At 61.5% G+C, this 23,092-nt stretch carries 28 protein-coding genes; 19 read left to right on the plus strand and 9 right to left on the minus strand.

Features of this window, described 5'->3' with window-relative positions; translation table 11 throughout:
• Nucleotides 1–138: 138 nt before the first annotated feature.
• Nucleotides 139–2,091 carry a hypothetical protein gene (locus HEP69_RS13220; RefSeq protein ID WP_290559013.1) on the plus strand — a complete coding sequence of 651 codons (1,953 nt, stop codon included), beginning with the start codon at nucleotides 139–141 and terminating at the stop codon, nucleotides 2,089–2,091.
• 46 nt (nucleotides 2,092–2,137) lie between these two features.
• Here the strand turns inward: HEP69_RS13220 and HEP69_RS13225 are convergent, their stop codons facing one another.
• Nucleotides 2,138–2,797 carry a cation transporter gene (locus HEP69_RS13225; RefSeq protein WP_290559014.1) on the minus strand — a complete coding sequence of 220 codons (660 nt, stop codon included), beginning with the start codon at nucleotides 2,795–2,797 and terminating at the stop codon, nucleotides 2,138–2,140.
• Nucleotides 2,798–3,474: 677 nt separating this feature from the next.
• Between HEP69_RS13225 and HEP69_RS13230 the strand changes: the two genes are divergently transcribed.
• Nucleotides 3,475–3,609 carry a hypothetical protein gene (locus HEP69_RS13230; protein WP_290559015.1) on the plus strand — a complete coding sequence of 45 codons (135 nt, stop codon included), beginning with the start codon at nucleotides 3,475–3,477 and terminating at the stop codon, nucleotides 3,607–3,609.
• A 38-nt stretch (nucleotides 3,610–3,647) separates the two neighbouring features.
• Here HEP69_RS13230 and HEP69_RS13235 read toward each other — a convergent pair whose 3' ends face one another.
• The gene (locus HEP69_RS13235) at nucleotides 3,648–3,884 is read right to left on the minus strand and encodes a hypothetical protein (RefSeq protein ID WP_290559016.1); all 237 of its coding nucleotides are present in this window, start codon (nucleotides 3,882–3,884) and stop codon (nucleotides 3,648–3,650) included.
• Between the two features lie 155 nt (nucleotides 3,885–4,039).
• Here HEP69_RS13235 and HEP69_RS13240 point away from each other — a divergent pair, with 155 nt between their 5' ends.
• Complete coding sequence (locus HEP69_RS13240; RefSeq protein WP_290559017.1) at nucleotides 4,040–4,771, plus strand: Crp/Fnr family transcriptional regulator; 732 nt, start codon at nucleotides 4,040–4,042, stop codon at nucleotides 4,769–4,771.
• 56 nt (nucleotides 4,772–4,827) lie between these two features.
• On the opposite strand, the gene HEP69_RS13245 is transcribed toward HEP69_RS13240, so the two are convergent.
• Together HEP69_RS13245 and HEP69_RS13250 are read right to left on the minus strand one after the other, a co-directional pair.
• Nucleotides 4,828–5,028 carry a hypothetical protein gene (locus HEP69_RS13245; RefSeq protein WP_290559018.1) on the minus strand — a complete coding sequence of 67 codons (201 nt, stop codon included), beginning with the start codon at nucleotides 5,026–5,028 and terminating at the stop codon, nucleotides 4,828–4,830.
• Between the two features lie 171 nt (nucleotides 5,029–5,199).
• Nucleotides 5,200–5,616, minus strand: coding sequence for a hypothetical protein (locus HEP69_RS13250; protein WP_290559019.1), 417 nt, complete (start codon nucleotides 5,614–5,616; stop codon nucleotides 5,200–5,202).
• A 334-nt stretch (nucleotides 5,617–5,950) separates the two neighbouring features.
• Between HEP69_RS13250 and HEP69_RS13255 the strand changes: the two genes are divergently transcribed.
• From HEP69_RS13255 to HEP69_RS13275, 5 genes are all read left to right on the plus strand, one after another.
• Nucleotides 5,951–6,304: a hypothetical protein gene (locus HEP69_RS13255; RefSeq protein ID WP_290559020.1), complete on the plus strand. Its 354-nt coding sequence runs from the start codon at nucleotides 5,951–5,953 to the stop codon at nucleotides 6,302–6,304.
• 43 nt (nucleotides 6,305–6,347) lie between these two features.
• Nucleotides 6,348–7,145, plus strand: a complete 798-nt coding sequence (locus HEP69_RS13260; protein WP_290559021.1) for a hypothetical protein — start codon at nucleotides 6,348–6,350, stop codon at nucleotides 7,143–7,145.
• Nucleotides 7,146–7,234: 89 nt separating this feature from the next.
• Complete coding sequence (locus HEP69_RS13265) at nucleotides 7,235–8,419, plus strand: DUF1611 domain-containing protein (protein WP_290559022.1); 1,185 nt, start codon at nucleotides 7,235–7,237, stop codon at nucleotides 8,417–8,419.
• Nucleotides 8,416–9,537 carry an alanine/ornithine racemase family PLP-dependent enzyme gene (locus HEP69_RS13270; protein WP_290559023.1) on the plus strand — a complete coding sequence of 374 codons (1,122 nt, stop codon included), beginning with the start codon at nucleotides 8,416–8,418 and terminating at the stop codon, nucleotides 9,535–9,537. The genes HEP69_RS13265 and HEP69_RS13270 overlap by 4 nt, the downstream gene beginning before the upstream one ends.
• Nucleotides 9,538–9,905: 368 nt before the next feature.
• Nucleotides 9,906–10,787: a transglutaminase family protein gene (locus HEP69_RS13275; protein WP_290559024.1), complete on the plus strand. Its 882-nt coding sequence runs from the start codon at nucleotides 9,906–9,908 to the stop codon at nucleotides 10,785–10,787.
• Between the two features lie 517 nt (nucleotides 10,788–11,304).
• Here HEP69_RS13275 and HEP69_RS13280 read toward each other — a convergent pair.
• Together HEP69_RS13280 and HEP69_RS13285 are read right to left on the minus strand one after the other, a co-directional pair.
• Nucleotides 11,305–11,541, minus strand: a complete 237-nt coding sequence (locus tag HEP69_RS13280) for a DUF2842 domain-containing protein (RefSeq protein WP_290559025.1) — start codon at nucleotides 11,539–11,541, stop codon at nucleotides 11,305–11,307.
• A gap of 10 nt (nucleotides 11,542–11,551) precedes the next feature.
• Entirely contained in the window at nucleotides 11,552–12,844 is a 1,293-nt protein-coding gene (locus tag HEP69_RS13285) for an adenylosuccinate synthase (protein WP_290559026.1), read from the minus strand.
• 150 nt (nucleotides 12,845–12,994) lie between these two features.
• Here HEP69_RS13285 and HEP69_RS13290 point away from each other — a divergent pair, with 150 nt between their 5' ends.
• Together HEP69_RS13290 and HEP69_RS13295 are read left to right on the plus strand one after the other, a co-directional pair.
• Entirely contained in the window at nucleotides 12,995–13,390 is a 396-nt protein-coding gene (locus HEP69_RS13290) for a DUF6524 family protein (protein WP_290559027.1), read from the plus strand.
• Complete coding sequence (locus tag HEP69_RS13295) at nucleotides 13,390–13,617, plus strand: hypothetical protein (protein ID WP_290559028.1); 228 nt, start codon at nucleotides 13,390–13,392, stop codon at nucleotides 13,615–13,617. Before HEP69_RS13290 ends, HEP69_RS13295 begins: the two co-directional genes overlap by 1 nt.
• Before the next feature lie 78 nt (nucleotides 13,618–13,695).
• Here HEP69_RS13295 and HEP69_RS13300 read toward each other — a convergent pair whose 3' ends face one another.
• From HEP69_RS13300 to nthA, 3 genes are read right to left on the minus strand one after another with little or no spacing between them, the layout of a single operon-like run.
• The gene (locus tag HEP69_RS13300) at nucleotides 13,696–14,019 is read right to left on the minus strand and encodes a nitrile hydratase accessory protein (RefSeq protein WP_290559029.1); all 324 of its coding nucleotides are present in this window, start codon (nucleotides 14,017–14,019) and stop codon (nucleotides 13,696–13,698) included.
• Nucleotides 14,019–14,693, minus strand: a complete 675-nt coding sequence (gene nthB / locus HEP69_RS13305) for a nitrile hydratase subunit beta (RefSeq protein WP_290559030.1) — start codon at nucleotides 14,691–14,693, stop codon at nucleotides 14,019–14,021. Before nthB ends, HEP69_RS13300 begins: the two co-directional genes overlap by 1 nt.
• Nucleotides 14,690–15,325 carry a nitrile hydratase subunit alpha gene (gene nthA, locus HEP69_RS13310; RefSeq protein WP_290559094.1) on the minus strand — a complete coding sequence of 212 codons (636 nt, stop codon included), beginning with the start codon at nucleotides 15,323–15,325 and terminating at the stop codon, nucleotides 14,690–14,692. Before nthA ends, nthB begins: the two co-directional genes overlap by 4 nt.
• Nucleotides 15,326–15,436: 111 nt before the next feature.
• On the opposite strand from nthA, the gene secG reads away from it, so the two are divergent.
• The 9 genes from secG (at nucleotide 15,437) to HEP69_RS13355 (ending at nucleotide 23,052) form a co-directional block, all read left to right on the plus strand.
• Nucleotides 15,437–15,817: a preprotein translocase subunit SecG gene (gene secG, locus HEP69_RS13315; RefSeq protein ID WP_290559031.1), complete on the plus strand. Its 381-nt coding sequence runs from the start codon at nucleotides 15,437–15,439 to the stop codon at nucleotides 15,815–15,817.
• A 188-nt stretch (nucleotides 15,818–16,005) separates the two neighbouring features.
• Nucleotides 16,006–17,649, plus strand: a complete 1,644-nt coding sequence (locus tag HEP69_RS13320; protein ID WP_290559032.1) for a CTP synthase — start codon at nucleotides 16,006–16,008, stop codon at nucleotides 17,647–17,649.
• Between the two features lie 16 nt (nucleotides 17,650–17,665).
• The gene (locus tag HEP69_RS13325) at nucleotides 17,666–18,112 is read left to right on the plus strand and encodes a TerB family tellurite resistance protein (protein WP_290559033.1); all 447 of its coding nucleotides are present in this window, start codon (nucleotides 17,666–17,668) and stop codon (nucleotides 18,110–18,112) included.
• Nucleotides 18,113–18,193: 81 nt separating this feature from the next.
• A complete protein-coding gene (locus HEP69_RS13330; RefSeq protein WP_290559034.1) occupies nucleotides 18,194–18,631 on the plus strand; it encodes a TerB family tellurite resistance protein in 438 nt (145 codons plus the stop codon).
• Entirely contained in the window at nucleotides 18,628–19,368 is a 741-nt protein-coding gene (locus HEP69_RS13335) for a PhnD/SsuA/transferrin family substrate-binding protein (RefSeq protein WP_290559035.1), read from the plus strand. Before HEP69_RS13330 ends, HEP69_RS13335 begins: the two co-directional genes overlap by 4 nt.
• Nucleotides 19,369–19,589: 221 nt before the next feature.
• Nucleotides 19,590–20,363: an amino acid ABC transporter ATP-binding protein gene (locus tag HEP69_RS13340; protein WP_290559036.1), complete on the plus strand. Its 774-nt coding sequence runs from the start codon at nucleotides 19,590–19,592 to the stop codon at nucleotides 20,361–20,363.
• Nucleotides 20,364–20,391: 28 nt separating this feature from the next.
• Complete coding sequence (locus HEP69_RS13345; RefSeq protein WP_290559037.1) at nucleotides 20,392–21,114, plus strand: transporter substrate-binding domain-containing protein; 723 nt, start codon at nucleotides 20,392–20,394, stop codon at nucleotides 21,112–21,114.
• A 68-nt stretch (nucleotides 21,115–21,182) separates the two neighbouring features.
• Nucleotides 21,183–22,067, plus strand: coding sequence for an ABC transporter permease subunit (locus HEP69_RS13350; protein WP_290559038.1), 885 nt, complete (start codon nucleotides 21,183–21,185; stop codon nucleotides 22,065–22,067).
• A gap of 178 nt (nucleotides 22,068–22,245) precedes the next feature.
• Nucleotides 22,246–23,052: an ABC transporter permease subunit gene (locus HEP69_RS13355; protein WP_290559039.1), complete on the plus strand. Its 807-nt coding sequence runs from the start codon at nucleotides 22,246–22,248 to the stop codon at nucleotides 23,050–23,052.
• The last annotated feature ends 40 nt before the right edge of the window (nucleotides 23,053–23,092 follow it).

A 23,092-nucleotide genomic window follows, 5' to 3' on the forward strand; every position in this document is an offset into this window, starting at 1 on the left:
ATTCAGCATTGATGCCTTTTTTGGAAACAGATCACAATCTGGCCACAAAATGATACTGTCATTGGCACAGATTCGGGCCGGTTTTGTCCCTGAGTGTTTGGTAAGCATTTGACACAAATGAATGAGGACGAGCATCCCATGGTACAAAGCAACAAAATCCTGACGGTGTCCTATGGCACGTTCTCATGCACGCTTGAAGGGTTCGACGACGCCTTTGGCACAATGAAGGCCATTGCTGAGTATTTTCGCGACCTGGCTGCCGAAGACCGCTATTTCGGAGCCGAGCCGCCGCAGCCGGATGCCGACATGTTGGCCCATATCGCGCAGCAGGAGGTCGCGCGCCGGGTCGAGGCGCATCGCGATGACAACGGGATCGTTCTGCGCGCCCAGGACATGGCGGCCCCGGCAGCCCTCACGCAGAGCGCTGCCGCAGTGCAACCGGTCGAAACCGAAGCAGTCCCCGCACGCACGACCGAAACGCCGCAGGACAGAACCGTGGCCGACATCGCGACGACCGTAGCGGCACAGACCGTCGCAGAGACCGTCATCGAACCTGTCGCCGAGGCCGAAGCAGCCGCATTCTTTGAGGGGGATGCCGCTGAGGCGGGGACCACCCCAGAAGCGGCCGCGACTGACGAGGCGGTAACCCAGTCGGATATCGGCGCCGCCGAGGCTGTCACAGACATTCCGGCCGACCCCGCCCCCGAGGATATCGCAGAACCGGTAGCCGAAGAGATGCCCGAACCGGCCGCGACAACAGCCGCCGACAGCATTGCCGCCAAGCTTCAGCGTATTCGTGCTGTCGTCTCCCAAAGCGGGACGGTGGCAAAGACACAGGATTTCACCGAAGACGAACATGCCGAACCGCTCATCGGCGCGGATGTGAGCGAGGACATCTCGTCGCTGATCGCCAGTGTGCAAACCGAGGATGAGCCGGAAGACGCGGCACAGGTCGATTTCAGTGACGTCGAGGATGATCTGTCCGCCCATCTCGATGCGCTCGAAGATTTGCCGCGCGCGGACACCCCCGCCCCGCAAGAGGCCGCGCCGGAGACCCCCGTCGAGGACGCTCAAACGCCCGCCATCACGGACCCGCAGCCCGACACCGCCGACGAAGCGGAGCCTCAGCCCCGCGCGCAGGCACGTGTGGTCAAGGTCAGCCGCGAGGAGTTCGATGCGCTTCTGGCCGCCGATCGCGGCGAGGACATGCCCGAAACCGCAGCGACCGAGAGCTCTCTCTCGGCCGAGCAAGAAGCCGATCTGCTGCGCGAACTGGCCGAGGTCGAGGCCGAGGTTCACGGCACCGAGGACGATCGGATCGAATCGATCTTTGCCGAAACGAGCGAAGACGACAGCGGTGATGCCGACGACGATTTCGCCGAGGAGCGCGCCATTCTGAGCGGTGACGCCGAGGCGGAGGCGGAGGGCGATCCCGATCCGGTTGTCTCGCGTATCATGGAACAGGCCGATGAACGGCTCAACGATCCCGAAACCAGCGACCGCCGATCCGAATTCGCCCATCTGCGTGCCGCGATGGCCGCAGGCAAGGCCGAAGAAGACGCCGGCGGTTCGATCACCCAAGAGCACAGCGATGGCGTGTACCGCGAGGATCTAGCACGCGTGGTGCGTCCGCGTCGTCCCGCCACCGCCGAGGTGCGCAGCCGCAGACCGCAGGACGACAAGCCCGCACCGCTGAAACTGGTCGCTGCTCAGCGCGTCGATGCCGATCAGACCCCGGTCCAACCGCGCCGCGTGATGTCGACCCCCGCCGAAGAGATCCAGGAGGATGGGACGGACGGCAAAATGAAATTCGCCGATTATGCATCCGGTGTCGGCGCGGTCGATCTGCCCGATCTGCTGGAAGCCGCCGCCGCCTATCTGTCCTTTGTCGAGGGGCAGGAGCATTTCTCGCGCCCGCAGCTGATGACCAAGGTACGCACGGTCGGGCAAGAGGGGTTCAGCCGCGAAGACGGGTTGCGGTCCTTCGGGCTCTTGCTGCGTGACGGCAAGATCGAAAAGACACAAGCGGGGCGGTTCACCGTCTCAGACCGGATCGGGTTTCGTCCCGAGGACATGCGCGCGGCAGGCTAGCCTGTCGCAAACCGCATGCCTTTGAACGCGCCCCCGGTCCTGCTCGTCAGGGGGCGCGTTCTTCTGTTTCAGACGGGATCTGGATGCGCTGCGCATCCACGCTGCGCCATTCGCCCAACGCCTGGCGCAGAATCTGCTGGGCCGAGTTGAGAAACAGCGTCGCCATCAACGCCGCAACGATCAGATCGGGCCATCCGCTCTGCGTGCTCCAGACGGCGACCGCCGCCAATACCACCGCGACATTGCCGATCGCATCATTGCGTGAACACAACCAGACCGACCGCACATTCGCGTCGCCATCCTTAAAGCGCACCAGCAAGGCCACGCTGGTCAGATTGACCGCCATCGCCAGCACCCCGATCACCCCCATCACGGGGGCCGAGGGCAGGCCCACCGCGAGCACCTGATAGAGTGTCGAGCCCAGTACCCAGAACCCCATCGCAAAGAGGCTGACCGCCTTGACCAGCGCCGCCCCGGCCCGGACCCGCAGCGCCGCACCGATCACCGCAAGCGACAAACCATAGGTCAGCGCATCGCCGAGAAAATCCAGCGCATCTGCCTGCAACGCCTTGGAGCCCGCCAGATGCCCGGCCGACATCTCGATCACGAACATGCCCGCGTTCAGCGCAATCACCATCCACAAGCGGCGCTTGTATTCGGCAGACACCCCGTCAAAAACAACGTCACGACCACAGCACCCGGACATCTCAGATCCCTTCTTTGCCTGACCTCCGATGTAACGGCTCTAGTGGGGAGGCGTTCAAGAGGAAAAATGCCGATGTTCTCGATTGGTCAGCTTCGTCATGTCCTATGCTTGTCATCCGGGACGGCAATCCCGGGTATCCCTTCAGGCCTCGTGAGAGGACGATGTGTCCCTCTCATCGCTTTGCTGCGCAAAACGACTTCCGGGCAATGGATCATACTCTAGAACGGTCCGCTACGACCAAGCATGTCCCGATCCACACACCGCCCCTGCCCGCCATAAATGGCGTGGCGAGCAGAGGCTCCATCTTCGCATGGTGGCAGGAAAAGTCATCAGACAGGCATTTGGAGTAAAACTTGACCCCCTTGGTCGCTGCCTCTCCTTTCGGTCGAACGCGAAAAGTGATGTTAGATGCCTCAAGTTAAACTCGAAAAGCCATAAAATCCGAGAAAACGGCAAAGCTGACCGTCGTGCAAACCATGGCAGAGGTGCTGGAAGAGCCGATACAGGAAAACAGAAAGTCGAATGGAGGTCGGCTGCACGTTTCACATGGTGCCTACCCGGGAGAGTTAACGGGTGCGCGGTGTCTGACGACCAATGTTTCCTTTGCCAACGGGCCATCAATCCTTTATCGCTAACAAGCTGCCGGGCACCCCGGTGGCGCGCAAAGGAAAGCCCGCATGTCGTTCAACGACCTGGCAAGAAAAGAGGCCGACAAGAAAAAGGCCTTGCAAGAAAAAGTACCGAAATCACCGACAAAGACCGACGAAAGCACGGCATCGGCAACCAAGCCTGCCGAGTCATCACAAGACTGACAGCAGCGTCCTAGGACTCCCGGTTCACCCAAACAGCTTCAAGAGTGGCGTGACAGGTTTCCTTCTTCGATGATCTCGTTGATCAGATCGGCGGTTGCCGCATGCAGTTGCCGCTCCGAGTCCGATCCATGGGCGTTTTCGTGGGTTTCGGCGGCATCGCGTAGAATGCCGACGATCTCGCGTTCGGGAAGCACGTTGCGATCGAGCAGGGCGAGCAGCAAGGCCTCGCAAATCGAGAGGGCAGCCATGCCTGCGGGGTCTGGTTGGTCTAACATCGCTGTATTCCTTGTTTCATTCATGGCATCACGTAAGGGCGAGATCGTGATGCTCCTGAATACTGTCAGGCAGGTTTTTGTCGTCCGTACTGATCGAAAGCAGTCTCGATGCAGAGTTCCGTTAGGCGCAATCACAGGTTCGAGAGGGACCAGTCATGGCAATTGAAACCAGTCCGCTCACCCGAAAGCTCTCCGCGTTCGTCAAGCTTTCGGTGTCAGAACTTGGCGTGCTGGAGCGGTTGCATGAGCGACGGAAGTCCTTTTCCGCCGGACGCGACTTGGTCCATCAAGGCCAATCGGAACAGGCGGCGTATATTCTGGCAGCAGGCTGGGTCGTGTCCTATAAAATCCAGCCCGATGGATCCCGCCAGATTGTCGATTTCCAGGTACCGGGGGATTTTCTGGGATTGCGGAGCGTCCTGTTGCACACGTCCGATCATGGGATCGAACCGATTGTCGAGATCGAGGCGGCGGAGGTTCTGGTCAGCGACCTTTTGCAGGCTTTTGCCGAGACGCCACGCCTTGCCACTGCCATCCTGTGGGCTGTGTCGCGCGACGAGGCGATGGTTGTGGAACATCTGGTTGGGCTGGGGCGGCGCGACGCGGATGCGCGCGTGGCGCATTTACTGCTAGAGCTTGGCGTCAGGCTGTCGCTCGTCGGGATGGGGAGCAAGGCAGGCTACGCGTGCCCGCTCACGCAATATCATCTGGCCGACGCTTTGGGTTTGAGCGCCATCCATGTCAACCGTGTGTTGCGCAAGCTTCGGGAAGGTGGACTCGTGACGTTTCGGGAAGGTCTCGTGACGATTGATGATTACGAGGGTCTCGTGGCTCTGGCCGAGTTCGATCCTGCGTATCTCGACCACGCGCGGCCTCTCTTGCCCTAAGACGGCCGCCCGAGATCTGTCTTCGGGCGGCCCAAGATCACATCGCATTTACGGCATCACATCAAGGCGCGGCTTGCTTGCTTGAGCTCCTCGTGCGCTTTTTCGTCGTTTTCCGCTTCATGCGCCTTTTCGGCAGCCTGGTAGTGGATCAGCGCGGTCGCCTTCTTGGGGCCTTCGGGTGCCTTGTCCCACGCGGCCTTGACCGAAGCCATGTGCTTCACGGTCTGGCTTTCTTGTTCTTGATTGTGTTCGTTCACAAAGTTGTCCTTTCCTGGAAGAGCCGAGGACAAGAGGCGCAAAGACCATGCAGTACAAGGGAAACACTGCATGTTTCCCGCGCCTCTCGGATACTCGGTAGAATTGCCACCCTGACATGTGGTGGTCAGGTCCGGTTTATCCGGTTTCGGAAGACCGCGTACTGACGCAAGTTAGCCGATCTGGGCCAGATAGAAGATCCGCGCGATCACTGCGATGACGACAAACACGGACAGGACCCCAAACGCGCTTACCCGTGGAAATCTGAAGCTGCCCGTTTGACATTCGTTGACAAAAAGACGTGACGCCCGCTGGGGTAACAAAGACACAAGCTTGGTCGCCTTGCTTTCGCGTGCCAGAGCAAGTGCAGGTACGTCCGTGATCGCGTCAAGATGGGCGTTCAACCGAATTTCGGCGTCTTCCTTGCTAAGATGCGCCAGCTCTTTGGCTTCGGTCCAGGGCTCGAGCCCCATCCGTGCCAGTGCCGACAGGACCGTGACAGCCACGCCGGTTCTGTCCTCGCCCACTTCTGCTTGCAGGAAGGCGTCGTAGTCGGAGCCATCCGGGCGAAGAACGTCTGAGACGGACATGCGTTTCCTTTCGGGAGTAAGGTGCCAAGGAGGCTTCCAGAGTGAAGCCCGAACTTTTGCGTTCATACTGACAGCGATTTTTTCGGCGCGGGCTAATCTCGATCAGCATCGCCATTGCAAGGATTGGCTAATGTGCGCTCAATCGCCTTGGGATTGCCGGAGAGCTTTGTCGGCAGATGTCAACACGACCTGGTTTGGGTGGTGGGCCCCAGCCGTGGGCAAGCGTCACGAAACACACATTTTGGACGTCCGGAACATGGCATGGGCTGTGAACCCTGCGTCTGTCGACATGACAAAATAGCGACGCGGCGCTTTCCCCGCTGGAGGACATGACATGACCACACCTGAATGGCTGAAACCCGGCATCTACGGCGCACTGATTGGCGCGGTATTTGTCGGTATTGTCGGGTTCACCTGGGGAGGATGGGTGACCGGATCCAACGCCGAGAAGATGGCAAGCGAAATGGCGGAAGACCGAGTGATCACGGCACTCGTCCCATTCTGCCTCGACATGTCCCGCACCGACGAAGAACGTATCGCAAAGCTTGCAGCGATCCGTGAGACATCGTCCTTCAGGCGGCGCGACGCCGTCATGGAAGCAGGCTGGGCGACCATGCCCGGAGCCGAGGGCCCGAACCGCGAATTGGCGCAAGCGTGTATTGAAGGTCTCGACCTTGATGCATCGTAAGCGCTTCACCCGGCCATCCGTCGTGCCAAAGGGTGCCACAGGTATGCTCCCAACGACGGAAGGCCGCCTTGCCCTGTCCTGCAAGGGGCTCATCGCGCTCGCATTCACTTTGCTGGTCGCAGCCGCATCGCCTTTGGCCGCGCAAACTCAGGCTGTTCAGATACCAGCCAACGCGCAGGCCGAAAGCTATGGCGACGGGTGGGAATGCGTTCGGGGATTTCGGCAAGACGGCGATGCCTGTCTCGCCATCACCATACCGGAGAACGCCTACGCGACAAATCGAACCTATGGTTCGGGCTGGGCCTGTCTGCACGGATTTCTGGAAGTCGATGAAACGAGCTGTATCGAGGTCGTCTTTCCGGATGGCGGATATCTTGACCCATCAGGCAAGAGCTGGAGCTGCCTGCGCGGATACATGGAGGTTGACGATCGCTGTCTCGAGATCGTTTTGCCGCCGAATGCATATCTGACAGACAGTTCCTTTGGATCGGTTTGGTTATGTGACCGGGGGTTCGAGGTTGACGGCGACACATGCGCGGCGATTGCCGTGCCGGAGAACGCGTTTCTAAACGGGTCTCGCCATGGTCAGCCGTGGACATGCGAGCGGGGATACTTCGAGATTGAGGGGCGCTGTGCTGCCGTGATGGTTCCGGCGAACGCCTTTTTCGACGACGCGAGCTATGGGCCGGGATGGAAGTGCAATCGAGGCTTTGCCGCGTCTGATGATGACTGCACCAAGATCGACCTGCCCGACAATGCACATCTCGACAGATCGGGAAACCGATGGGAATGCCACCGGAATTTTCAGCGATCGCAAGGGCGCTGCGTTCTGAACGACTAGCGCAAGCGATCCTAAATGAACCGCGCCCCACCCAGCGTTCCGGGTCACCTGATCGGACGCATAAAATGCCACTTGGCTAAGGAAAAACCATGAAAGCGAACACCACAGATAAACCGACGACACGGCTGTCACCCATGGGCCCGCAAGCCCCGCCAGACCAATCTCGCGCCAGCAAGCCCCTGAACGCAGCGGTACCGACTGCGGTAGTCTACTGCGAAGGGAACTTCGGAGAGATCGACGGCAAGACGGCAAACGGGCTTGTTCGTCATTCACAAGCCTATCGCATCCTTTCGGTAATCGACAGCACGCTTGCTGGACGCGACAGCGGGCAGGTGCTGGACACTATCAGCAACGGAATTCCCATCGTTGCAGATATCGAAGACGCGGTTGCGCGAGAAGCCACCATTCCCGGTACGCTGATCTATGGCATGGCACCGTCGACGGGGAAACTGTCGCCATCAGATCGAGAGGTTGTGCTGGATGCAATAGCACTTGGCATGAACATCGTCAGCGGGCTGCATGAATACCTCGGGGATGATCCCGAAATCTCAACGGCTGCCCAGGCGGCCAAGGTGACGATCCGCGATATTCGCAAACCCCGGCCCAGCAAGGATATGCGCCTGTTTGACGGTAGCGTCGCACAGGTGAACGCGATCCGCATCGCGGTGCTGGGGACCGATTGCGCGATCGGCAAGCGGACAACGGCGACCGTCTTGGCGAAGGCGCTGAATGCACGTGGCATCAAGACTGTCCTTGTGGGCACGGGTCAGACCGGCCTGATGCAGGGGGCAAAATACGGGATCGCAATGGACGCCGTGCCACCGCAATTTTGCTGCGGGGAGCTTGAGCGTGTGATTGTCGCGGCATCTGATGACGAAGACCCAGACGTTATCCTCATCGAAGGCCAGGGGGCGCTCAGCCATCCGGCCTTTTGCACCTCGGCATTCATTCTGCGCGGCAGCCAACCGCAGGGCGTGATTCTCCAGCACGCGCCAAAGCGTGCGCATCGCTGCGACTTTCCCACCTTCCCGATGCCTGGCGCAAAAAGTGAAGTCGCCCTCATCCAAGCCTTTGCCGACACGCGGGTCGTCGGCGTGACGATCAATCACGAGGGGATGACGGACGCCCAGGTCGGCCTGGCAATCGAAACGCATTCACGCGATCTCGGCATCCCGGTGACGGATGCGTTGACCCGCCCTGAGGCGCATTTGGCCGACATGGTGCTGGCCGCCTTCCCGCAGCTGCGCGCCGCACCTCTCGCGGCCGCAGGATGACCACGCCACGTGTCGAGATCGATCTTGGCAAGATCACGCAGAACGCCCAATGCCTCGTCCGTCGCCTTGGCCCGCGTGGCATCTCTGTCACCGGTGTGACCAAGGCTGTTTGCGGTCATCCTGACGTCGCAAAGGCGATGCTGAGCGGCGGCGTCGCTGACTTGGCCGACTCGCGCGTCAGCAACGTCATCCGGATGCGGGCAGCAGGGATCGCCTGCCCGATTTCGATGATCCGTGCGCCTGTGTCGCACAGCATAGAAGATGTCGTCCGGTGCTGCGACACCAGCTATAATACGGAGATCGACACGATCCGGAAACTCGGCTCTGCCGCGCGAGAACAAGGCACAGAGCACCATGTCATCCTGATGGTCGAAATGGGGGACTTGCGCGACGGTATCATGCCCGAAGACCTAAACGATGTCGCGTCACGGGTCGTTGCGACGCCGGGCGTTATCCTCAAGGGGATCGCGGCGAATTTCGCCTGCATGGGCATCACTGCGCCGACGGTCGGCGACATGGCTATGCTCTCGCGACTGGCCGACCAGGTCGAAGCCAAATGTGGACCTCATGTGGCCCTCGTGTCCGGTGGCAGCTCGGCCAATCTGGCCTGGGCGCTTGGCCAAAGGGTAACCGGGCGGATCAACAATCTGCGTCTGGGCGAAGCGATCCTGCTGGGCATCGACCCCGTGTCGGGGCAACCGATCCACGGCCTTCACACAGATGCCTTTGCGCTGTTCGCCGAAGTCATCGAAACAGGACTGAAGCCGTGCTCAATGCCGAAGAGACCGGAGGCGCCGAAGCACGGGACGCTCGAACTCATTCTCAAGAGTGACTATAAAGGCCGCTCTGTCCTCGCCGTTGGGCAGCAGGACACGGACGCAAGCGGTTTGACCTTTCCGTCTGGGGTGAAATTCATAGGCGCGACGAGCGATCACCTCGTTGTCGACACAAGCGACGCCGACATGTCCGTCGGGTCCGAAATGAAAATAAGCATGAACTACAGCGCACTCATGCGATCCATGAGCGCCCCGGATGTCGAAAAAAGGGTCGATCACGGGCTGCAGATCGACGGCGCGGTCAAAGGCGCCAAACCCCAGCCACGTTTGCGGCTGGTATGAAATCCGAATGTCTGTTGCGGTGAATCAGGACACTCGCCTCGCCAAAAGACAAACGGCTGTCACGCACACCGCGCCCTTCATCCCTTTGCGACCAATAATGGAAACGCGACCTTGCTCGCAATCAAATGTGGGGAGCATATGCAAACCAAAGTAGACGACATCGAAAGAGATCATCAGGGGCGTGCCCAGCAAGACGTGCCAAAGGCGCGCTTGTGCTTGAGGTGCAACGCCTCGTTTTGGAGCGAAGGGTTCGGCCAGCGTATCTGTAACCGTTGCAAAGGGTCTTCGGTCTGGCGCTCGGCGTTGCCGGAAGGCATCGGTCAAGGGCGGCGCCGTTCCGGCGGTCGCTCTTATTAGGGCCTCTCTGTGTGACGCGGATCACAATCACCCACGCAACCATCTATCGCTATAGAGCCCCGGTGAAACCCGGGCCTCACAGGCTCATGCTGCGTCCCCGCGAAACGCAGGACCTGGCTTTGAGGTCTTTCGATCTCCAGATTGCTCCGACCGCCCGCATCGACTGGTCCCACGACGTTGCGGGCAATGCCATCGCCGCCGCCAGTTTTGACGCCACAACGGACACGCTTTTGATCCGGTCTGTTACAACAGTCGATCTGACGGCGCCTGCCTGGCCTGTCTTTCCGATCGCAGCATCCGCCGCCTCTTATCCATTCATCTATTCTGACGCGGACTGGACAGATCTGGGAGCGCTTTCAAAGCCTCAATACGTCGACGACGCCGGGCGCCTGTCGACCTGGGTCGAGCAATTCGTGATGAACAGGCCAACCGACACGCTGTCTCTGTTGAAAGATATCAGTACCGGCATCGGGGCGCAGATCGCCTATGAGATCCGCGATGCCGAAGGCACGCAAGGGCCGCTTGACACAATCGACCTGGGCTTTGGCTCCTGTCGCGACTTTGCCGTTCTCTTGGCTGACGCCGTCCGAACCCTTGGATTGGGGGCCCGCCTGGTGTCCGGCTACCTGTACGACCCCGCCGGTGACCAGCTTGGATCAGCGGCGGCAGGCTCCACGCACGCATGGGTCGAAGTCTATGTCCCCGGGGCGGGCTGGATCCCGTTCGACCCGACGAACATGTCCATGGGGTCAGCGCACCTGATCCCGGTGGCGGTTGCCCGCGACATATCACAGATCACTCCGGTGATTGGCAGTTTTCAGGGCGAGAATGGTGATCTCATTGCCCTGGACGTGACTGTCCGGGTTGAGGATGAGCGATTTCGCCGGGAGTAATTCGACGGTTGTAAGAGTGGGCCGAACGAACACGCGGCATTCCACGGCTCTTGGGCATCTGTCCGATGCGGGCGCTGTTCGACTGCCTAGCCGAGCCGCTGCGCGATCCAGCGCCAGGCGGATCAAGCCTGTGCGGTCCATGTGCAGCCGGAAGAGGAACTCCGCAGCAGAAAACCTAAAGATCTTTCGTTTCTGCAGGCCTGGCGGCGGTATTGCCCCGTGTCTCGGTCGTGGGCGCAAACTGCATCGGATTGGCTGCTCGGACATGATACCCGAGATCGGCGTCTAATGACCGCTCTGGTGACACATGCCATGCGAACGGAAGAGACCATCTGTCTTTCTGCGCCAGCAATAGCTGCGCCTGCACAGGTCAGCCTCTCGGCATTGCCGATCTTTGCCCAGACAGCGGTGAAGATCCGGTATGGGTCAGGAATGGCTGCATCGTACCAAAGATGCGCGGCGTTCCAGAATTGGCGTCACGTGGAGATCGCGCGCTGTGCGCGCAGGATCATCCGGCTTAGCTTTTGGCATCCGGGTCGGCCTGACCGATCCCGCGAAAGATAAACTTGAATGGCACGGCCCAGAGAATGCCGAGCCCGACATAGACCAGAAATTCGACCAGGATCGAGGGCCGCTCGAACCAGCTGATCACCGACACCGCCGCCATGATGTAAAGCGGCAAGCCGATCAGCAGGATCACCAGTGCCCACCGGCGGCGGGCCTTGTAGCTGAGGGTTGGCTTGGTCTTGCTCATATCCGCCCTGTCAGTCTGCGAAGGGGTCGGTCACGAGAATGGTATCCTCCCGCTCCGGTGAGGTGGAAAGTAGGGCCACGGGGCAATCGATCAACTCTTCGACCCGGCGCACGTATTTGATCGCGTTCGCGGGCAGATCCGCCCAGCTGCGCGCCCCTTCGGTGGACTCCGACCAGCCCGGCATCTCTTCATAGATCGGCACGCAGCGCGCCTGCTGATCGGCGGCCGTGGGCAGGTAATCCAGCCGGGTCCCGTCCAGGTCATAGCCCACGCAGATCTTGAGCGTCTCGAACCCGTCGAGCACGTCAAGCTTGGTCAACGAAATCCCGTTCACGCCCGAGGTGGCGCAGGTCTGGCGCACCAGAACCGCGTCGAACCACCCGCAGCGGCGCTTGCGGCCCGTGGTGGTGCCGAACTCGTGCCCGCGCTCGCCCAGGCGCTGACCATCCTCGTCGAAAAGCTCGCTCGGGAACGGCCCTTCGCCGACGCGGGTGGTATAGGCTTTGACAATCCCCAGCACGAAATCAATGGACCCCGGACCGATGCCCGTGCCCGTTGCCGCCTGCCCCGCGATGACGTTGGAGGAGGTGACATAGGGATAGGTGCCAAAGTCGATATCCAGAAGCGCCCCTTGCGCCCCTTCAAACAGGATCCGTTTGCCTGCGCGGCGCTGTTCGTTCATCACTTTCCAGACAGGACCCGCGTATTTCAGGATCTCGGGCGCAACGTCCTTGAGCTGGGCGATCAGTGCGTCGCGGTCAATCGGCATCAAGCCGAGCCCGCTGCGCAACGCGTTGTGATGCACCAAGGCCCGATCCACACGCGTGGCCAGCGTCGCATCATCGGCCAGATCGGCGACGCGGATCACCCGGCGCCCGACCTTGTCCTCATAGGCCGGGCCGATGCCGCGTCCGGTGGTGCCGATCTTGGCCACCGAGTTCTGGCTTTCACGGGCGCGGTCCAGCTCTCCGTGAAAGGGCAGGATCAGGGGGGCGTTCTCGGCAATCATCAGCGTTTCTGGCGTGATCTCGACGCCTTGCGCGCGGATCGTCTCGATCTCCTGGATCAGGTTCCATGGATCCAGCACGACGCCGTTGCCGATCACGCTGAGCTTGCCGCCCCGCACAACGCCAGAGGGCAGCGCGTGCAGCTTGTAGACCTCGCCGTCGATGACCAACGTATGGCCCGCGTTATGTCCGCCCTGAAACCGCGCGATGATATCCGCGCGCTCCGACAGCCAGTCGACAATCTTTCCCTTGCCTTCGTCGCCCCACTGAGCGCCGACAACCACCACGTTGGCCATATTCGGTCCTTTTGAGATGCTTTGGTCAAACCCGCGTCCGTATACCGACAGCCGGGCAACAGGGAAACCTCAATTTCACGATCTCGGCACGAGAATGCTGGACAGGACCGGCCGCTTTGGGTCAAGCATGGACGAAAAGGGCAAAGGGATATGGGCATTTTCCTGCGGTGGCTGTTCGCCTTTCTGCTTTTGGCGGCCACCTATAATCCAACTCAGTGGAGCTATGTCCGCTGGTCGATGAGCCAATACGAGACGCATCTTTCCCTGGTCGTGTTTCTGGGGCTGTTGCTGATGATCGGCTATATCATCTACCTGCGCGCGACGTTGCGCTCGATCGGCGGGTTCGGCATGATCCTGGTCCTGGCGGTGGTCGCAGCCCTGCTGTGGGTGCTTTACGATTTCGGGCTCTTGAGCCTGGAAAGCCGCCAATTGAACACCTGGCTGGGTATCTTGTCGCTCTCGGTCGTGCTGGGGATCGGGCTGAGTTGGTCCATCGTGCGCCGGGCGCTGTCGGGCCAGGTCGATATGGACGATGTGGAGGAATGATGCGCAGGCGGGATCGGGATTTCACGAGGTTCTACTTTGACAAGGTCGCGACCGGCGAAGGCTGTGGCTGTGCGGAGCGGGTGATCGACATACATGAGGCCGAGCGTTTGGCGGGCAAGCCCGCGCGCCACGTACCGCTGGTGCGGCTGCCACGCCGGGGCGATCTGCGCCGATTTCTGGCCAAGGCCGGGCTGACCTCACGCCCCAAACGTCCCAAACACGAATAGATTTTCCGGCAGAGGCGGCAGAGAGGCTTCGCAGAAAGACCGCCCCGCCCCGATTGCCGGCTTTCTTGCAAACAGTCCTCACCCCTCCGAAGAGGTCAGATGCACCGGCTGCCCATGCGGTGTGCGCAGATAGGCCGCCTCCCATGCTGCCTTGACCTGTTCCGCCTCCTCTGCGCCCGCCGCCCCCCGCTCGGCAAGAACCGCCTCCAGCGTTTCGAGCCAGGCGTTGAAGTAATCGTCTCCGCCATCCAGCTCTTTGGCAAACCCGTGGCGCTTGAGGGTCTGCGCAAACCGCGCCGCCCAATCGGGCCAGGCGAAATGTCCCTCCTCGTTCAGATATACGGTCAGCGCAAAAAGCTGTGCGTGCCAGGGTTCGGAAAAGACCGGTTCAGGCGCCTGCATCAGGCGGGCTCCAGATAGGATTGCCACAAATCGAGCACCACCTCATCGCGCGGATGTTCGGGGTGGGCCCAAAGCTCGAAGGCCGGAAAAACCACGGCATAAAGCGGCTCGGGCGCCTCGCCCAACCCATGCGCGTTGCTGTCGGGCAGCACGTGACTGCCATGCAGGCGCAGGATATGCCCCTGGGCTCCGGCGGCATAGGCAGGCAGGCGCGTATGGCCGCCGGGCACCTGCCTATTGGCGGCAGGCCTGCGGCAGCGCACCGCTTGCCCCGCCACAAAGAGCGGCGCAATGGCCGAGGGGCGATCCGCCGGGCCACCCTTGGCCAGGGCCGGGGCCACGGCCTGAGGGTGCAATGCGCGCTCTGCCAATGGATGGCGCGCCGCATTGCCCTCCCCGTGCAGGTCGGCCTCGCTCAGCACGCCGTTTTCCACCAGCAAATCTGCGAGGGCGGCGAGCCATTTCTCATAATAGGAAAAGCGCGTATAATCCTTAGGGCTGAGTCGCTCGCGCGCGTGGCGCGAGGTGTCGAGGTTCCATTGCCCCAGCGCCCCCGCGGCCAGTGTCACGGCCAGGGCGCGCGCATGCCAGTCTGCATGAAAGACCGGCGTCTCGGGCTCGGGCACAACGCGCCCATCCCCAAACCGGCCGCCCATGTCATGCACGCGGGTCATGTCGCGGGCTCTTTCGGCAGGCCGGTGCCGATCATGCTGTCGCGCGTGACCAGAGCGGCCAGAGCCTCCGCATCCATGCCCTCGGTTCCTTCGGGCCTGCGCGGGATCACCAGATACCGCATCTCGGCGGTGCTGTCCCAGACGCGCACAGCGGTGTCCGGGGGCAGGCTGACACCGAAATCCGCCAGAACCGCGCGTGGCTCGCGCACGGCGCGGGCCCGGTAGGCGTCGGATTTGTACCAGCCCGGCGGAATGCCCAGCAATGGCCAGGGGTAGCACGAGCATAAGGTGCATACGACCATGTTATGGGTTTCTGGCGTATTCTCGACGGCGGTGATATGTTCGCCCTGACGACCATAGAACCCCATCTCGGCGACCACGGCTGTGGCATCGTGCATCAGCGCGCGGTTAAACTCTGGATCGGACCAGGCGCGCGCCACGACCTGCGCGCCGTTCTTGGGGCCGATGCGGTTTTGATAGGTGTCGATAATCTCGTCGAGAGCGGCGGGATCGACCAACCCTTTGCGGGTCAAGACCGTCTCCAGCGCCTTGACGCGCAATGCGGGGTCCGAAGGCAGATGCGAATGCGGATGATCCGCGTCGTGATCATGGTCGTGATGGTCATGTGGCATGGCGCAAGCGTTACGCGGCTGGAAGGCGATGTCCAGTCCCAAAGTCTCGCCTTGCCCCGGTCGATATTTGGGCCTACATAGCGCCCGTCACGAAAGCCACCGCAGGTTTCAATGGAAAACGTCGTTCTCATCATCCACCTTCTTCTGGCTCTGGGCCTGATCGCTGTCGTGCTGATGCAGCGCTCAGAAGGGGGTGGCCTTGGCATGGGCGGCGGTGGAGGTGGCGGCGCGATGTCAGGCCGGTCTGCCGCGACCGCGCTGGGCAAACTGACCTGGATCCTTGCGATCGCATTTATCTGCACATCCATGACCTTGACGATCTTTGCGGCCCAGAACGCGTCCGGCACATCCGTGATCGACAGGCTGGGTGTCACTCCGCCGCCGGCCTCTGACACGTCCGACACACCGGTGATCCCGGGCCTGCCTGGCGGAGGGGGGCTGCTGCCACCTGCCGAGGGCGACAACGCGCCATTGGTGCCCAGCGCCGACTGAAATCCACAAGGTTTTGACAGGACCCTCCTGCGCGCAACAGCATCTTGCGGGCAGGGTTGCAAAACGGGTGGGAATCTCTTATTCCATAAGTCCCGTGATGTTGCGGTTTCTGACCGCCGAATCGCATTGACCAATGGGGTGTTTCTCAGATGAGGCACCGCTGCATCTCACGGGGAGCATCCGAGCATATGGCGCGCTTTATTTTCATCACAGGTGGCGTGGTCTCCTCCCTTGGCAAAGGGCTCGCCTCGGCCGCGTTGGGCGCCCTTTTGCAGGCGCGTGGGTTTTCGGTGCGCCTGCGCAAGCTTGACCCTTACCTCAATGTCGATCCCGGCACGATGAGCCCGTTTGAGCATGGCGAGGTCTTTGTGACCGATGACGGCGCGGAAACCGATCTGGATCTGGGCCATTACGAACGGTTCACCGGCGTGGCCGCGCGGCGCACGGATTCCGTCAGCTCGGGACGGATCTATTCCAATGTGCTGGAAAAGGAACGGCGCGGCGATTACCTGGGAAAAACGATCCAGGTGATCCCGCATGTGACCAATGAAATCAAGGATTTCATCAAGATCGGAGAGGATGAGGTCGATTTCATGCTTTGCGAGATCGGCGGCACGGTGGGCGATATCGAAGGCCTGCCGTTCTTTGAGGCGATCCGGCAATTCAGCCAGGACAAGCCGCGCGGGCAGTGCATCTTTATGCATCTGACGCTGCTGCCCTGGATCAAGGCAAGCGGGGAGCTGAAAACCAAACCCACCCAACACTCGGTCAAGGAGCTGCGGTCGATCGGGATCGCGCCCGATATTCTGGTGTGCCGGTCCGAGGGTCCGATCCCTGAAAAGGAACGCGAGAAGCTGGCGCTTTTCTGCAATGTCCGGCCTGACAGCGTGATCGCGGCGCAGGATCTGTCGACTATCTATGACGCGCCGCTGGCCTATCACCGCGAGGGGCTGGATCAGGCGGTGCTGGATGCGTTTCAGATCTCGCCCGCGCCCCGGCCCGATCTGACCAAATGGGAGGATGTGAGCGATCGCATCCACAATGCCGAAGGTGAGGTGAAGGTCGCCATCGTGGGGAAATACACGCAATTGGAGGACGCCTATAAGTCGATTGCCGAGGCGCTGACCCATGGCGGCATGGCCAATCGCGTGCGGGTCAAGGTCGACTGGGTCGATGCCGAGATTTTCGAGCGTGAAGATCCCGCGCCCCATCTCGAAGGGTTCCATGCCATTCTGGTGCCGGGAGGCTTTGGCGAACGCGGCACCGAGGGCAAGATCAAGGCCGCGCAATTCGCGCGCGAACACAAGGTGCCCTATATGGGGATCTGCCTTGGCATGCAGATGGCGGTGATCGAGGCGGCCCGCAACATGGCGGATCTGGCCGATGCGGGCTCGGAGGAGTTCGACCATGAGGCGGGCAAGAAACGCTTCACGCCCGTTGTGTATCACCTCAAGGAATGGGTGCAGGGCAATTACAAGATTTCCCGCAAGCTGGATGACGACAAGGGCGGTACGATGCGGCTGGGCGCCTATGACGCGGTGCTGAGCGATGGCTCAAAGGTGGCCGAAGTCTATGGTACGACGGCGATAGATGAGCGGCACCGCCACCGCTATGAGGTGGATATCAAATACCGCGAACAGCTCGAAGGTGCGGGCCTGCGGTTTTCCGGCATGTCGCCGGACGGCCGCTTGCCCGAGATCGTGGAATGGCCCGATCATCCCTGGTTCATCGGGGTGCAGTTCCACCCCGAGCTGAAATCCAAACCCTTCGAGCCGCACCCGCTGTTTGCCGATTTCGTGCGCGCCGCGCGCGATATGAGCCGGTTGGTCTGAGACAGGAGGACCCGAGATGTCGCTATTGTCACGCCTGCTGAGCGGATTTCGCGAGACCCATCCCGAACCGTTGCCTGCACCGGATGAAAAGCTGGCGCTGGGAGCGCTGATGGTGCGGGTCGCCAAATCCGACCGGGTCTATACCGTGTCGGAGATCAGCCTGATCGACCGCATCCTTGCACAGCATTTCGGGCTGAACGCAGTGGAGGCCGCCAAGATGCGCGCCACCTGCGAAAAGCTTCAGGCCGCCGCCCCCTTGTCTGGCGAGTTCGCCGAACTGATCCGCAAGGAGCTGAGCCACGATGAGCGTATGGAAGCGCTTTGCGATCTGTGGCGGGTGGTGATGGTCGACGGCGATGAAGATCCCGGCGAGGTCACCATCGTCGAGGCCGTGCGCGCCGCGTTGGGCCTGACCGAGGCCGACAGTGCCCGCGCCCATCAAAGGGCCGCAGAGGCCGGGTGAGGCCTGCGGGTTGCGCGAGGCAGGGCTGGGCCGAAAAGAAGCAGGTTGGCCTGCGCGGCACTTGGCCCTATATCTGCGCTCATGTTTGGTGATTTCCTGCGGCGTCTGACCGCCCCGTCTCCCGCCCCCCTGCCCGATGAAGACGCGCGCCTGGCCCTGGCCGCGCTCTTGGTACGCATTGCGCGGTCCGATGGGCATTACGACAGCGATGAGGTGGCCCAGATCGAGGCCGTGATCGCCCAGCGCTATGGCCTGGAGGGCGAGGCCGCCGAAGCGCTGCGCCGGGATGCGGAGACCTTGGAAAGTGAGGCCCCCGACACCGTACGGTTTACCCGCGCGATCAAGGAAGCGGTCCCCTATGAGGACCGGCGCAGCGTCATCGAAGCCCTGTGGCAGGTCGCCCTGGCCGATGGCGAACGCGACGATGCCGAAGATGCGATCCTGCGGCTGGCCGCCAGCCTGCTGGGTGTGAACGACCGCGACAGCGCGCTGGCCCGCCAACGCGCCCAAGGGGCGTGATCGCCTCTCTCGGCATGTATGACATGGCGCCCGTTCAGGCGGCCAATGACAGGTTCTGGGACCTTATCCGCGCGGCACTCGGCTATGGACCCGACCGGCTGACCCGCGCCGACGAGCTGTGGGAGATCTGGCAGAGCCCTGATTTGCTGCTGGCGCAAACCTGCGGGATGCCCTATCGCACAAGACTGTGTGATGACGTGGCGCTCGTGGGCACGCCCGATTACGGGGTGGAGGGATGTCCGCCGGGGTATTACCGGTCGGTTCTTGTGGTACGCGCCGACGATCCAAGGCAAAGCGAGGATGCTTTTGCCGGGGCGAGATTTGCCTTCAACGAACCGCTCTCGCAATCGGGCTGGGCTGCACCGGTGGTCCATCTGCGCGCCCGCGGCGTGCCGATGGGAGAGCTGATGCAAACCGGCGCGCATGTGGCCTCGGCCCAGGCAGTGGCCGACGGGCGGGCGGATCTGGCCGGACTGGACGCGCTCACCTGGACGCTGATGGGCGAACACGAGGCGGTGACAGGGCGCTTGCGCGTGCTGGCCCGCACCGAGCCGACGCCCGGCCTGCCCTACATCACCGCGCGCAACCGGGACGTGCAGGTCATCGCGACAGCCCTGCGCCAGGCCATCACCGAACTGACGCCTGAGGATCGCGCAGCCCTGCACCTGAAAGGATTGATCGCGATCCCGTCGGAGACCTATCTTGCCGTAGCGACACCGCCGGCGCCCCGGATGTGAGGCCAGCCGCTGCAAGCCGGCCTGTTCCTCGCAGGCTGCCCCGACCGCTGCCGGGGCGGTTCGGTGCATATTGTGGCAGGTCGTGCAGAAAACGCCCAAAAAATCGGTTTCCCTTTGGTCAAATCGGGCGCTCACGCGGGCAAACTGCCGTTTTGCACATTGCAATGGGTCAAAATTTCATCCCTATTAGCTGCGGTAATCCGCCAGCTCATGAGCCCTGCTTGACCGACACACCCGTCATAGAAATCCACAACCTGCACAAAGCCTATGGATCGCTGGAGGTCCTCAAAGGTGTGGACGTCACTGCGCATCGGGGCGATGTCGTCTCGCTCATCGGGTCATCGGGATCGGGCAAATCAACGTTGCTGCGATGTGCCAACCTGCTGGAAGACAGCCAACAGGGCGACATCCTGTTCAAGGGCGAGCCGGTGGTCTGGAAAGGCCAGGGCGCACACCGACATCCGGGCAATGCCAAACAGGTGCTGCGCATCCGCACCAACCTGTCGATGGTGTTTCAGCAATTCAACCTTTGGGCGCATATGACGATCCTGCAAAATGTGATGGAAGCGCCCTGTACCGTTCTGCGCCGCGACAAGACCGAGGCTGAGGCGGCCGCGCGTGCGTATCTCGACAAGGTCGGTATCGGCGACAAATGCGATGTCTATCCCGCGCAGCTGTCCGGCGGGCAACAGCAGCGGGCCGCCATCGCGCGCGCGCTGTGCATGGAGCCCGAGGCTCTGTTGTTCGATGAGCCGACCAGCGCGCTGGATCCCGAACTGGAACAAGAGGTGGTCCGGGTCATCAAGGATCTGGCCGCAGAAGGGCGCACCATGCTGCTGGTGACCCATGACATGAAGCTGGCGGCGGATGTGAGCGACCATGTGGTCTTTCTTCACCAAGGCCTGGTTGAGGAACACGGGCCGCCGGGCTCTCTTTTCGGTGCGCCCAAATCAGAACGATTGCGCGGCTTTCTATCGGCGACACGCGCAGCGTAACCCAAACAAACAAAAGGGAGTAACTGTCATGAAGACCTTGATCCTGAGCACGGCCGCACTGGCCCTGACCGCCGGGCTGGCAATGGCCGATACGGTGCGTATCGGCACCGAGGGCGCCTATGCGCCGTATAACTTCATCAATGATAACGGCGATCTCGACGGGTTCGAGATCGAGCTTGGCAATGAGCTGTGCCTGAGGGCCGAACTGACCTGCGAATGGGTTAAGAACGATTGGGACTCGATCATTCCCAACCTGGTGTCGGCCAATTACGACGCCATCATGGCAGGCATGTCGATCACCGCAGAACGCGACGAAGTCATTGATTTCACTCAAGATTACTACCCGCCCACGGCATCGGCCTATGTCGCCACATCCGATAGCGCCGATTTGGAGAGTGGTGTGGTTGCCGCGCAATCCGCCACCATCCAGGCCGGGTATGTCGCCGAAAGCGGTGCCACGCTGGTTGAGTTCGCAACCCCTGAAGAGACAGTGGCCGCTGTGCGCAATGGCGAGGCCGACGCGGTCTTTGCCGATCGCGACTATCTGGTGCCGCTGGTGGACGAATCTGGTGGTGAGCTGATATTTGTGGGCGCCCCGGTTCCGCTGGGCGGCGGCGTTGGCATGGGCCTGCGCGAAAGCGATGGCGCCTTGAGAGACCAGTTCGACGCCGCGATCGCTTCGATGAAGGAAGACGGGTCGCTGAACGCGTTGCTGATCAAATGGTTCGGCGAAGACACCCAAACCTATTGAGGACGGGCGGCGGGATAAATCCCGCCCTACGGCGGGGGCCGGGCACGGCCCCCGCATGATCGGACATCATGTTTTCTTATTGCACCGACCCTGACACGCTGGGCACCTTTCGCTGGTTTTCGTGTTATCTCACGACCGGGGTGCACATGCAGTTTTACGCCTCGTTCTTCAAGGTGCTGCTGCTTCTGGCGATCACGGCACCGGTGGCGCTGGCGTTTGGCTTTGTCGGCGCCATGGCGGCGCGGTCGCGGATTGCCCCCATTGGATGGATCGGCAAGGGGTACATTGCCATTGTGCGCGGCGTGCCGGATATCGCGTTCTTTCTGTTTTTCGTGATCGCCCTCGATCAGGCCTTCGAGTATCTGCGCCACCGGGTGCTTTGCCCCGACTGGACCGAGCCGGTTCGGCAAGGCAGCGATTTCCTGGTCTGCCAGCAGGCGAAACTGCCGCTTGGCACCTCTCCGGAGTGGGTGCATGAGACTTATGGGTTTTTTCTTGCGGTGATCACCTTTGCCATCGTCTTTGGCGCTTTTGCGGCCAATGTGCTGTATGGCGGGATGCGCGCTGTGCCGCGCGCGCAGCTGGAAACGGCCGAGGCGTATGGCATGAGCCATCGGCAGACCTTCTGGCGTGTCTTAGTGCCGCAGATGTGGGTGTTTGCGCTGCCCGGGCTGTCGAACCTGTGGATGGTGCTGATCAAGGCGACACCGCTTTTGTTCCTGTTGGGGATCGAGGATATCGTCTATTGGGCGCGGGAACTGGGCGGCACCAAGACCTCACGCTTTTCCGACTATCCCCATGGCGACTGGCGGATGTGGTATTTTCTGGCTTTGCTGATCTTTTATCTGATGATGACGCGGGTCTCGGAAGTGGCGCTCGAGCGGTTGATGCAGCGCCTCACCCATGGACAGGCCACCACCGGTGGCGAAGCCCAACGCAAGGCCGTGGCATGAGGCGGGATGTGGTCACACCGCGCGCGCGGGTGGGATGCTCCATGGACCGATGGGCGATAGAGATCGAGGGGGCGTGCCCGCTTTCGCGGTGGCGGCGCGTTGGGGGCAAATGGGTGCCGCACGCAGGTGCTGCGCACCCGCTTTCGCGCACGCGTCGCCTCCCATGGAGGCGACGGTAATGTCCTGTTGGCAAACTGTTCAGGATTATGCGTTCCGCTCGCTGGGTTATGGCGAGCGGCTGTTGCCGCGCAGCGACTTTACCTTGTGCGAACATTTCACCCTGATCGGCTCGGGTATGATCTGGAATGTCTATTTCGGGGTGATAGCGCTGAGCCTTGGGTTCTTTTTCGCCACGGCCCTGGCCGTGGCCAAGATGTCGCCGCGCGCGTTCCTCCGCAAACCGGCGGAATGGTTCATTTTTCTCTTCCGGGGCTCGCCGCTCTTTATTCAGTTCTTTTTTGCCTATTTCCTGTTTTTGAGTCTCAAGAGCACCGCACCCTTCTGGGATCCGTTCACCGCCGCGTGGCTGGGAGCGCTGATCGTGCTCTTTCTCAATACAGCCGCCTATTCGGGCGAGATCTTCTATGGTGCGCTGCGGTCGATCCCCAAGGGCGATGTGGAGGCCGCGGATGCCTATGGCATGACCGGGCTGCCCCGGTTCCGGCGCATCGTTTGGCCCACCATGCTGCGGCTGGCCTGGCCTGCATATACCAATGAAGCCATTTTTCTGTTCCACGCCACCACGCTGGTGTTTTTCACCGGCTTCCCCGCATGGCAACAGCGCGGCGATGCGCTTTACTACGCGAATTACTTCGCCGACAAGACCTTCAACCCGTTTGTCCCCTACCCGATCCTGGCATTCTATTTCATCCTCTTTACCCTCGTGATCGTGGGCGTTTTCGGATTGATCAACCGCCACCTGAACCGGCATCTGCCGCAAGAGCGGCGCGCCAAGATGCGGATCAGACCCAACATGATCCGCTGAGCAAAGCGATAGACAGGCACCTGGGCTGCGCGTTATGGCG

Origin of the sequence: Aestuariivita sp., from assembly GCF_021404545.1 — a bacterium.
Lineage (GTDB): Bacteria > Pseudomonadota > Alphaproteobacteria > Rhodobacterales > Rhodobacteraceae > Aestuariivita.